General features: G+C 51.3%; 10 protein-coding genes. 1 reads left to right on the plus strand and 9 read right to left on the minus strand.

What is annotated here, in order from left to right:
• Window positions 1–86: 86 nt before the first annotated feature.
• Entirely contained in the window at window positions 87–1,310 is a 1,224-nt protein-coding gene (gene petH / locus AC0QH1_RS18470; RefSeq protein ID WP_324632731.1) for a ferredoxin--NADP reductase, read from the minus strand.
• 988 nt (window positions 1,311–2,298) lie between these two features.
• On the opposite strand from petH, the gene AC0QH1_RS18475 reads away from it, so the two are divergent.
• The gene (locus AC0QH1_RS18475; protein WP_324632732.1) at window positions 2,299–3,306 is read left to right on the plus strand and encodes a phosphoribulokinase; all 1,008 of its coding nucleotides are present in this window, start codon (window positions 2,299–2,301) and stop codon (window positions 3,304–3,306) included.
• Between the two features lie 183 nt (window positions 3,307–3,489).
• Here the strand turns inward: AC0QH1_RS18475 and AC0QH1_RS18480 are convergent, their stop codons facing one another.
• From AC0QH1_RS18480 to AC0QH1_RS18515, 8 genes are all read right to left on the minus strand, one after another.
• Window positions 3,490–4,545: an ADP-ribosylglycohydrolase family protein gene (locus AC0QH1_RS18480; RefSeq protein ID WP_324632733.1), complete on the minus strand. Its 1,056-nt coding sequence runs from the start codon at window positions 4,543–4,545 to the stop codon at window positions 3,490–3,492.
• 346 nt (window positions 4,546–4,891) lie between these two features.
• The gene (locus tag AC0QH1_RS18485; protein ID WP_442957333.1) at window positions 4,892–5,200 is read right to left on the minus strand and encodes a cyclase family protein; all 309 of its coding nucleotides are present in this window, start codon (window positions 5,198–5,200) and stop codon (window positions 4,892–4,894) included.
• On the minus strand, window positions 5,190–5,738 hold the full coding sequence (locus tag AC0QH1_RS18490; protein ID WP_324632735.1) for a cyclase family protein: 549 nt from the start codon (window positions 5,736–5,738) through the stop codon (window positions 5,190–5,192). The genes AC0QH1_RS18485 and AC0QH1_RS18490 overlap by 11 nt, the downstream gene beginning before the upstream one ends.
• A 190-nt stretch (window positions 5,739–5,928) precedes the next feature.
• Window positions 5,929–6,342, minus strand: a complete 414-nt coding sequence (locus tag AC0QH1_RS18495) for a 5-methylcytosine restriction system specificity protein McrC (RefSeq protein ID WP_324632740.1) — start codon at window positions 6,340–6,342, stop codon at window positions 5,929–5,931.
• 309 nt (window positions 6,343–6,651) lie between these two features.
• Window positions 6,652–7,134 (minus strand): hypothetical protein, encoded by a 483-nt coding sequence (locus tag AC0QH1_RS18500; RefSeq protein ID WP_324632736.1) that lies wholly within the window; start codon window positions 7,132–7,134, stop codon window positions 6,652–6,654.
• 464 nt (window positions 7,135–7,598) lie between these two features.
• Window positions 7,599–8,036, minus strand: a complete 438-nt coding sequence (locus AC0QH1_RS18505) for a secondary thiamine-phosphate synthase enzyme YjbQ (protein WP_324632737.1) — start codon at window positions 8,034–8,036, stop codon at window positions 7,599–7,601.
• 94 nt (window positions 8,037–8,130) lie between these two features.
• The gene (locus tag AC0QH1_RS18510; protein ID WP_324632738.1) at window positions 8,131–9,153 is read right to left on the minus strand and encodes an NAD(P)/FAD-dependent oxidoreductase; all 1,023 of its coding nucleotides are present in this window, start codon (window positions 9,151–9,153) and stop codon (window positions 8,131–8,133) included.
• Between the two features lie 128 nt (window positions 9,154–9,281).
• The gene (locus AC0QH1_RS18515; RefSeq protein WP_324632739.1) at window positions 9,282–11,579 is read right to left on the minus strand and encodes a hypothetical protein; all 2,298 of its coding nucleotides are present in this window, start codon (window positions 11,577–11,579) and stop codon (window positions 9,282–9,284) included.
• Window positions 11,580–11,757: the final 178 nt, after the last annotated feature.

Consider the following 11,757-nt stretch of genomic DNA (forward strand, 5'->3'; position numbering starts at 1 on the left):
AATTCAAACAAATAGAGAGGGGAAGGTCAATGGAGACCTTCCCCTCACGCAGCACTTAAACCAACATTAAGAAAATTGCACTTAACTTAGTAGGTTTCTACGTGCCAGCGATGTTCTTTCTTCATTTGTTTTTGGTAGTCAGCCCAATCAATTCCTTGCTTGGAGGTGACCGCAGACATCCCTTCATCGATGCCGCCTTCCATGCCCTTCAAACCGCAGATGTAGGTGTGGGTATTTGGTTTTTGAATCAGTTGCCACAGTTCTTCGGCATTTTCTGCGATGCGGTCTTGGATGTACATCTTGCCGCCTTGAGCGTTTTTCTGTTCGCGGCTGATGGCATAGGTCAAGCGGAAGTTATCCGGGAATTCTTTTTGTAATTGTTCCAACTCTTCTTGATAGAGGATGTTGGCGGTGTAGGGGATGCCGAAGAACAACCAAGCCAAGCCTTTGAACTTGTAGTCTTCATGTTGTTCTTTAAACATCCGCCATAAGTAAGCGCGGAAGGGAGCAATTCCCGTACCGGTTGCCATCATAATGATGGTGGCATCTTCATCATCAGGGAGCAACATTTCCTTACCCACCGGCCCGGTGATGGTGACATCGGCACCCGCTTCGAGGTTGCACAGGTAAGAGGAGCAAACCCCGTAGATCGTTTCGTTGGTTTCCGGATGCTGGTAGACCAGTTCGCGGACGCACAGGGAGACGGTTTTATCATCTTGATGGTCTCCGTGACGGGTAGAAGCGATCGAGTAGAGGCGCAGTTTATGCGGCTTGCCCTTTTCGTCTTTTCCAGGAGGGATGATGCCGATACTTTGCCCTTCCAGATAGCGCAGATCTCCCTCAGAAAGGTCGAAGATCAAGTGCTGAACTCGGCCACTGCCACCTTCGCGAACCAGAGGTTCGTTACTCAAACATTTACCAATATAGGGTTTTTTTGGCTTGTAGATATTAACGGGAATGTCTTGTTTTTTGGCCTTGGCCTTTTTCGGCTTGGTTTCAGTCATCGGCTTGCTTTTTTCGGCAGGACTGGGGGCCTGTTGTCCGTTAGACTTGGATGACATCTGACCGTTAGCCAACGCATCTTCTAGGGGACGGATGCTGACAATTTGTCCGCCCATGCGAGAGATGCGTCGCATTTCTTGATTCATGCGGTTGTAAGGCACAGTGATAAAGGTGCTTCCACTGCGACGAATTTGGCTATTGGTCGGATCCTGTTCCTCAGTTTGACGCAGACCCACCACTTCATATACAAAAAAGCGGTTACCAAATTCTGTATTGGCTGTAACTCCTACTGTGCTGGGATTGTACATAAAGGTAAAGACTCCGAATGAAATTTACGACTCCTCGGGCAACGCAGACGAGTGGGTTCTCCGTAGTCTTGCAGACGGGTTTTCGGATATGAGAAACCCGAGAACAGGGACTCGTTGTCAGTTGCCCGACAATAAGGATCCGTTCTTGGAGTTAGAACGGAATCTTGAAACTCTATTCTCTAGATTACAGCCCGATGTCCCCGTGCTGACGTTGGTCTCGAGAATTGGGACCGGGAAATCTTGCGGTGTGGACATAGGAAAGCAAGGATTGGCGATCGCGTGGGATCCGTGGGTTTTGGGGATTTGACCTTTTTCTCTGCCCGTGGAATTGTCTCTCTCGGGAAGTTGTTTGCTTGGATAAATTTTCCCTGGCGGGGCAAACCTTCCAGGTCAACGGGCCGCAATTCTGACCAGACCGGCGATCGCTGCCCGGGATCCACAAGCCTTGCCCCCTCGCTTCTGGATCCTCTCAACCTCCAGAAAAAAAACAATTGCCTTTCTGTCACAAGCGATCCCGTTTCAGTGTAGAATTGTCACATACCCACTGTTCGTTCCTCCCACGGCGGGACTGTTCCCCCGAACCCCTTGGCTTTCAACGCCAATGGCTCGGGCTGGCATCGGGATTTTTGACCCCAAACAATCCCCTCTCTATCTCCGTCGCCTCCGTCAGGAGTGCCCCAGTGGACGATCGCCCAGGCGTTGGATCCATTTGCTTTTCAGATAAATCGGAAATTCTCCTCACGGGTGGAGCCAGGGATGCGCCAGTGTTCCAGTTAGAACCCCATTGGACTTTAAACTGCCAAACTAACGCCAACTAAGGGGTTGACCCCACGGGTTCTAGGTGAAGGAGGCGAGAATCTGGGGCAAATTGTTGTGGCAAATGAGTAAATTAACCATCCGTATGTCAATATAGAATAAATTTTATTGTTTTTTAAAACGCAATTAACCGTAGCATAGGTACACAGAGCAATATCGATAGAGGGAATCTATGACCAGTAAGCCGGAAAACGTGGTTTTAATTGGTGTTGCCGGAGACTCTGGATGCGGCAAATCAACATTCCTGCGCCGTCTGAAAGACTTGTTCGGAGAAGAACTGATGACGGTCATCTGTTTGGATGACTACCACAGTTTAGACCGCAAACAGCGCAAACAACAGGGCGTCACAGCCCTCGATCCCAGAGCCAATAACTTCGATTTGATGTACGAACAAATCAAGGCGCTCAAAAACGGTCAGGCGATTGACAAGCCCATCTACAACCACGAAACCGGCGAGATCGATCCACCAGAGCGCATCGAGCCGAATCACATTATCGTGATTGAAGGGCTTCATCCACTGTACGACGAACGGGTACGCTCCTTGGTAGATTACAGCGTCTACCTGGATATCAGTGATGAGGTCAAGATTGCCTGGAAAATCCAACGAGATATGTCAGAACGGGGCCACCGTTACGAAGACGTTCTCGCCGCTATCAACGCCCGTCGCCCAGATTTTAGCGCCTACATCGAACCGCAAAAAGCTCATGCTGATGTGGTCCTGCGGGTGTTACCCACCGAACTGATTCGAGAAGACAAAGAACGCAAGGTTCTGCGCGTTCAGATGATCCAGCGCTATGACGTGCAAGGCATGGAGCCGGTTTATCTGTTTGACGAGGGATCGACGATTCATTGGACCCCCTGCGGACGCAAATTGACTTGCCCCTACCCGGGCATCAAAATGTACTACGGACCGGATGCCTTTGAAGGGCATGAGGTCTCTATCCTGGAAGTAGACGGTCAGTTCGAGAATCTAGAGGAGATGATCTACATCGAAAGTCACCTCAGCAACACCAGTACGAAGTTTTACGGTGAAATGACCGAACTGTTGCTCCAGCACCGCGACTATCCGGGTTCCAACAATGGCACCGGTCTGTTCCAAGTCCTCACGGGTCTGAAGATGCGGGAAAAATATGAAATGCTGACATCTAGCGAAGCCAAAATGGCAACGGCGCAAGTTTGAACTGTCCCGATTAATTCCTTCAAAAAAGCCCACATCTGAATCAGGATGGAGCTAAAAACAGAAACAGCCCGCGAAAGCGGGCTATTTTTTGCTAGGGTTATTGCATGTTAAGAATTGATAATTGAAACTGCCGAGGGGGCTCCGGACCCAAGCTTCTCGCGATCGCCCTGGGCTTTTTTTTGCTCAGTAGGGTGGCAATAAGCGGCGCAATCCGTGCAGGAGGACGACGACTAAGAAAAAAAGATTCCGCAAAATGATTCCATACCATGCCAAGGGATGGGCAGATTCTGGGACAGCGCGATCGCAAGCTATGGCTAATTTTGCACCCAGGGCTTTCATCCAGGAAACGCTTCTGGGCCATTCCCACAGATTGTCCAGCCACTCGGGGGGAATCCCGCGCATCCCGGTACCCGCGCCGATAATGCCACCCACGATCGCCGCGGTGGTGTCCGTGTCGCCGCCACAGCGAACCATCGCGATCGTCCCACCGCGATAATCCTGCTGGTGGGTTAACCAAGCATGGATCGCCACCGGCACCGTATGGTAAACGTAGCCACTCACCCCCTTGCTCAGTCCCAACTGTGAGGCAAAGCGCTCCGTGTCGCCACCCTGGGTAACGCTGTGGCACGCTTGGCGGATGAGTTGCAGGAATTCCCGCGCTTGCGGGGGCAAAATCCCTTCCAAGGTTTGATAGTAGTCCGCTGCCGAAATCGGGGATTGATGGGTAGCAAGATGGGCGGCGATCGCCACCGCCATTGCCCCATATTCGGCTTTCGGATCCGTATGGGTGAGTCTTGTGGATGCCCTCACGAATTCCCTCAGTTTCGGCAAATCCTCGCCGTAACAAACGCCAATAATGGCACTTCTCATCGCCGGACCATTCCCGGCGGAGAACACCCCCGGTTTGGGAAATCCCAACCACAGCTTCACAATCGCCCGTAAAGTCCCCAACCCCACACCGGCAGGCAAAGGAAGCAGCCACCATCGCAACCGCCAAGCCAGCGCCCCGGTGAATCGCCGGACATTCCCCCCCGCAACCAACAGGGATTGTGCCACCATGCAGGTGTGTTCCGTGTCATCGGAAACCATGCCTTTCCCAAAGAAAAAATCGTACTGGTTCAGATGCGGATAAATTCGCTGTAGCCGTCGTTTCGATAACCCTTCCCCGGGGAGTCCCAAAGCGTCCCCCACCGCAGTTCCCAGGATACAGCCGATAATCGATTCGGTTTTTTCGTTCATCGCGGATGCACTCGATAAAGATCTGGCAATTAAAACTCACCCCTAGACAAGCAATCGTCCGCTGAGGCGAACTAATGTTCCGAGATACTCTTGGCAAACCAAATTGGCTAACCTTCCTCTTCACCCCTACTACACCGAAGCGCTACAACCCCTTCGGTTGAGAAGTCCGAGGCGAGGGGTTCGGGCGTCACCCCCCAACCCAATGGGTGGAAAGATTGCCCGATCGAGTCTCGCCTACTGCAGGGTGGTTCGTGAAAAAAAAGTGTTTGCCAGCCGGATTTGCAATGATGCGTCAGTTTTATGCATTTTAAATCGAATCGAACCGAGCGACTGGCAAACGGTTTGCTCACGGCAAAATGGCAAAGACTCTCGCCGGAAAACCGGAACCACCTTTGGGTTTGGGAAAAGTGACCACGGCGATCGCGTCGGCTTGCGGCACCCGATCCAAATTCGCCAGCAATTCGATTTGATAGCGATCGCGCTCGAGGAGACAAGTTTCCAAGGAATAATCATCTTGGCTGGTTGCAATTCCGGGATCCGTATCCGTGGTTTCGTGACCGCTGGCGGTAATCTTTCGCTCTTCATAAAGATAGCTCAGCACCTCCTGACTCCAGCCGGGATAATGGGAAATGCCATTGGCATCTTTATTCGCCATTGCTGCCGGATCGGGCCACCGTTTCGACCAATCCGTTCGCATCACCACTTTCCGCCCCTTCTGGAATTTTTCCATGTTTGGCTTCCCAGGCTTCTACATCTGCCATCGAAATCGTATAATCTGGATTGTTAGCAACTTTTTCGTGAACGTCGATCGCCACCAACGGCATTATCATTTCTTTCAAGTCAATTTCATCGAGGGTGCGTAAACCTCGAATAAAATGCGCCGGGGGATCCACATGGGTGCCCCACTGTCCTACCGGGGAATAGCGGTGGGCAAAAAAGCCGGTGCCCACGGTTCCGACTCCCGGGTCATACCAATAGATGGTTTCCCGTTCTTCGTTGGGAAATCCTTTCCAATGCGGTATTCCTGGCTCAAAGGCGTGGGTGAGGTCAACGAAGGTTTTCTCGTGCAAAATTTGGTAAATTTCGTTGAGGCTGGGTTGCTGTTGTGCAGGGGTAGGAATGACCATCGCTACAATGACGATGAGGATGGCGATCGGGAATGATTGAAAGAAAATTTGGATCGCTTTTCGCATGATGGTTTAACTGCAATAATTTTCCGCGTCAATCTGTCTCAAAATTGTAGTTGCAATTGCGGGTAAAATGGTAATTTGCCTCCTAAAAAATGGCCTACCTTCCCTCGTTCCCAGCCTCCCGTCTGGGAACGACAATACTGAGGCTCCACCTCCGCAAAAAGGCGATCGCAATCATTTGTATCCTTACCGCTCACATAATTAAGGTCGTTAAAAACGCTTGACCCGCTTCTTCCAGGTTGCTATTGAGGGAAAAAGTGAGGCTGCGAATGCGAATATTGCCGATCGCTTCATCGATGGAATGAGACAAGGGTTCGGGATCAACTAAAATAGCCTGTTGGCAATGTTTGGAAACTGCATAGGCGATCGCCTGCTGCATGTCATTGGTGTTGATTTTCCGTTTGTATTTGGTATCTAAAACATAGGTTGCCATTCCGGTCGGTTTGTGATATAATACGATATCGACATTAAAAGATATATTTTTGTCCCGGCCAATATCGATGCGTTCCTGTGCGGTGAGAGAATAGTCCGAGGGTAGATGTAGTTTTAACCATTCGGCGACAAATCGTTCGTAAAGTTTCGCCATATCGACCAGGAAAGGGAGGATCGAGGCATTGCCGGTATGGCAAAATCATACAATGTATTTTCAAGGTTAAGAAGATGGATCGAGGAAAGAAGCGGGCGATTGAAATCACGCCTTGGCGATCGCTAGCGTCAGCCAGCCCGCGACAGCGCTATAGTCCACCGACGCGGACTAATTTTTAACATTTATTCCTCCAGATATACTATTAAAGCCCCTTGGATATGCAGGGACATTTAAAAATAGTCGATCGCCCCCAAAGACTTAAGAACAATTCCAAGGAAGCTCATCGTTACAATTTAACGAGAACCTCCTCAATCTTCTGATGAAACTGAATTACCGCTCAATCAGTTCGATAAAGTTTTGGCGAGTTTGGGAGGGTTCTCGGTTTAAGTCGTACCCCAACTCCCTAGCAAGTTCGCTTCTGGATTGATTTTGTTGGAATTCGCTCACCGATAATCCATGACATATGTCCCAATAGAGCGCATCATAATCCGTTTGAAAACCGGGGGGTAGATTACCAGGGCTGAGGTGAGTTAAAAGGTACTCATCCCCATCAAAATCGACCACCATAGGGCGATAGGTGGAACATAAGACTCGCGTTGGCGCAGACTTAAATATCCATTCGCCTGTGGGTTCGCCCATTCCATAGCGGTAGACTAAAACTTCAGTTTCGTAGAGTTTTTCTCCCTGGGATTCTTGCTGAAGGTTTGTAAACGTGTAGTAACTTTCAATGCACTCTCCCATGCGACAATAGCGAGTTAGAGGGGTGAGATTTTCGTTGACGATCGCCGTTTCCAACGCCTCTCTCCTCATCATTTCGACTTCGGTTATCTCTACATCACCTTTAGGTGCGTTTGAGAATGGCAAACTCATCGATGGGGATAACTTCCTTGTGGGAGAAAATTGAGATGAATTTGCCGCTACATTAGAGGAATTGAAGTGGACTGAAATCGCGGAAATTGCTTGGGTTTGGGTAGATAGGGAAGGGTTAGTGCAGCCAAGGGTCATTCCGAGAACCAATGTCAGGGAGAATCCCCACTGTCGGGTTAAAGGAAACCGCTTCAATGGGCGATCGCTTTGTCTGTTTCGGTGAAAAGGGAAATCCATGTTAAACCTCTTGAGTGTGCAGTCCTTGGATTATAGTCTCCTCTTCAACTGTGAAGGATTCCGGATGAAAGATTGTCAATGACGGTATGGAGTAAATTTGCCTGACATGCAGGGAAACCTCTGTGTAGGTTTGCTCCCAAGGTCAATCGAGATAATATGCATGGAAATTGACCTCATTCCCCACAGATTTGAATCAAAACGTTGCGTTTGCGCGGTCCATCCAACTCGATTAACATCACCGATTGCCAAGTGCCGAGGGCTAAATTTTCCTCGACAATGGGAATGTATTCGCTATTGTTAAGGGTGATTGCCATCAGGTGGGAGTGACCGTTAATCGGTTCGTCGGGAGGAACCACTCGCAGATGCAGGTCGTTATGCAGATATTTGCCATCTGGAGGAGCCAATTTTTCCAGATAGACTTTAATATCTTCGAGCAATCGTTCTTCATACTCGTTCACAAATAAAGCCGTGGTGGTATGTCTAGCAAACACCAAAACGTAACCATTTTTTATCGGGTTTGCGGCTAGTAAGTTTTTAATCTGGGGAGTCAGATTGTGAATGCTGATTCCCGCTTTTGTTTCAACGTCGATAAAGTGGTTGGTGATGTTCATCGGGCTAAATGCTGAACGGATAAAGTGCATGTTGAGGGAAGCACAAGGGAGTGCCTTGTGCTCGTCAGGGGTCTGTTTTTCCCTGCGTTATCTATCATACCCAATCGGGGGCAATGGGAAGCAAGGCGTAAAGGTTTCTTAATTTTTCTACATCGTTTTTAAACCAGTTTTCCACCCATTGAGAGTACCCTTGAATGACGATACCCTCAAACCGTCCGCGATGCAAGATTTGGGAGATAGAATGGGCGGCCATCATTCCGGACATGATGGCTTTTAGCACCCCATGAGAGGATGCGGGGTCGAGTACGGTGGCGGCGTCACCGACGATAAAATAACCCGGTCCGGCGGGGGGATAAACTCGCCGCCAGGTGACATCGGCGGCTGAAAATTTGCCCCAGGGTTGGAGGGAGTGAAATTCGGGGGGCAGCCAATCTTTTTCTATTTTTTCTGGGGTGAAACAGAGGCGAGTCCATTGGTAAAGATTGGGGCGGACTTTTGCGGTCCAGGTCCATCCTTTACGATCGCCAACGATCGCCGGATTTGATTCGCGACTGGGACAGTTTCCTTGGGCATAACCATAGTAGGCAATTAGGCGGGGAGAATACCGATTGATGGGTAACTTTAATTGTTTTGCCAGCCAATGTTTATGCCCGGTGGCATCGATCGCAAATCGCCCGTAAATCGCCCCTTGATTGGTTTCGATACCGATAACGCGATTCTGGCGAACGATGGGCTGCAATGCGCGACAGGGTTGGCGAATTTCTACCCCTAATTCTACACAGCGATCGCGCAACAAGCTATCGAAATCCGCCCGCCATGCCTGAAACCCGCGCCACTCCCCAGATTCATCCGCACCAAATGCCTCGAAACGGCGATCGCCCTCCCATTGTATCCAGTTGCCCGTATGACGGATAAAATCCGCAGATAACAGGCGATCGCCCACCCCTAACTGTTGCAGCAACGGTTCGATTCCCGGGTGCAACGTTTCCCCGGGACGATGGCGGGGAAAGCATTCCGCTTCTGCGATCGTCGGCTGCAACCCTTGTTGCGCCAAGACAATCGCCGCTGCCGCACCTGCCGGACCGCTGCCGATAACGATACAATCCGATTCTTGCATATACTTCACCTCGCGCTGCCGTGGAACTCCCAGAAAAAGATACATAAATTCAGCTTGCAGGAGCCGAATTTATGTATAGTTCGCCCCGGGAAGCGACCGAACGCCCCACGGGGTTGCTTCATTGCTAATTATACTCTTTCCACCTGCCAAGAGCCATCGCCGCGCTGGAGCAGCACCCGGAGTCCGTTGACAAACAGCGTGACCCGTTCTAGCACTTCCACGCGACGCTTGCGGAAATCATCGGCAGGGGTAGACACCGATCCATGTCGATAGACTTCAAAGCGATAAATTTGACCGGTTAAGCGAATCCCGGTGGTCGATTGAGCGGTTTGCAGCTCCTCCTCAGTGCGACTCGCCTCGCGAAACGAAAGCACGCTCCATTGAGCTTTGTCGGAAATAATGCGACCAAACGCCTCTCCTTGTTCTTCCAGAGACATTCCCGGACGAAAATACGCTTCATCTTTAATTCCCAACGCCCGATATACATAGGCCATCATCAGCACCCGCGACTCGTACTCGCGCACATCCACCTGACCGGTGAGCGCCACGGTAAACTCGCTGTTCAAAGCATTTTTCACGTAATCTACGTAATCGATCGCCGAATACTCGACAAACGAGGTGCCGTTTTCGCACACTAACTGCGGTCCGACCACCCCATCCCAGGGTAAATTCCCCACTTGGCCGATTTCCGCATCGGTGAGGGGGCTAACCGTGGGCCAAGAGGGAGCCGGTTCAAAGGTGCGCGCCGCATCGGGAGAAACCGCCGGCCAGAAGGTACTGAGTGCGGCACAGAGTTTGGAATCTTCTGGGAAGGGGCTACCGAGACCGTAGGCGGCGAGATAGTCTACGCCATCCGGGGTGCGATCGAAGCTCACATCCCAGCCCGGAGCGTAGATCCCGGCAGCCGCATCGGTCAAGTGAGACTGGCGACTGCTCCCGGAGCGGTCGAGCTGCATCTGTCGCACAAAGCCCTCCGTCGGCAAGGAGACGATCGCCGTTACGGTGACGTCATTGGCGCGAAAATCCACATTCTGCAAGGCCAAATTCGGCGGCATTCGCTCATCCGAGAGGGTTTCTGGCGGCACCCGCCAAATGCTCTCCTGCAGGGTTTCCGGCACCGACTGCTCCCACCAATCCATCAACTGGCGCTGATCGCAGGTAGGGAAATAATCCGGCGCACTCACTAGGGAATATGCCGGCACCCGCCGGGGCAACTCCACCGCCAATTCCGGACATAAGGCTTCGATCGCTCCATCTGCGGTAAAATCGAGATAGTGTAGCGCATTGTATCCGCCATTGGCAACCTGCTGCACCACATCCGGGCGCTCGTTCAAGTCTTGGCGATCGCCATTGGCTAAAATTTGATGGCGGGCGTGAACGTATTCCGGCGCGTGACGCGCCTCGTTATCCGCCGGAATCAACAAACTGGAAGAAAGGGTCATCCCATAATTTTCTGGCACTTTAAACGTGAGCGGGTTCCCTTGATATTCCGCCGGTTCCACCAGTCGCGGATGGGCGATCGGAACCAGCACGCCGGTGCCATACTCCGGATTTTCCGCCCATTGCGCAATCCCCTCGCTAAACACAAACGGCGAATTGCTGATATCCGGTTCTCCCCATCCGGTATCGAACCCATTGCGCTGCAGTTCTAGATGAATGCGGCGTAATTTTTCGTTGATGTGGTTCGCTTCCAGGGTAACGCTTAAATCGCGATCGCGGATGCATTCGGTTCCGTCAAATAGCTTGTGCAACGGAAACCAGAACAATCGGCGATCGTCCCCTTCCCGAAAACGCATCGGACGATATCCGAACTGATTTCCCCGGCGAATTACCGCAATATACGCACTATAGCGTGCCGGAATCACCCGAAAGGCTTTCTGGTTGTCATCCACAAAGGGTAAAAATCCGCGATTTTTGGCATTGTATAGCGGTTCCGCCGTGCCCACCCGGGCGACTCCCGTGCGCGAAAAGCACACATCCGCATGCTTGCGGTGCGGCGTTTCGGCGGCGGGGCGATACTCCGAAGCAAATACCGCGATCGCCAGCGGAGCGTATTTTGCCCGCACTCGCAACTCCACAATCGACGGCGCTTGCACCCCATACAGGTAATTTTCCACCGTATCCAGTTCCGCCAACGTGGGAAACTCGGTCAATTCATTGCCATCCGCCCCCATCACCACATTCGGCGAAGCGAAAGCGTGAAATAATAAACTGCGCGCCGGGGATCCCGGTTCGATCGCCCGTAACCCCTCAAAGGCAAAATCTTCAAATCCTTTTATCCGGCGGTTGATATTGCGAAGCGGTTTGCTCAGCTCTCGTTCCAAGTTCTCCGCCGCGATATCCAACCCATGCTGCAGCAGCAATTCTCGCCATCCATGCGGGGCGAGGCGATCGCAAATTTGTTTGACGTCATCAATTAAAGCCATAGCAGATTCCCGGTTCAATTTTGATTATTATAGAGCGAGATCGGTGCAATTGAATCATTTACCCATCGGACTTTTCCCCCTTCCCCCTCCCCTCACTCCTCGGAGAGTCTCCCACCCCCGACTCCAGGAATTAAACTCACTCCCTTTTCCCCTTTATAAAACTCCCCAAACCCCTTGA

This window comes from Phormidium sp. CCY1219 (genome assembly GCF_055795085.1).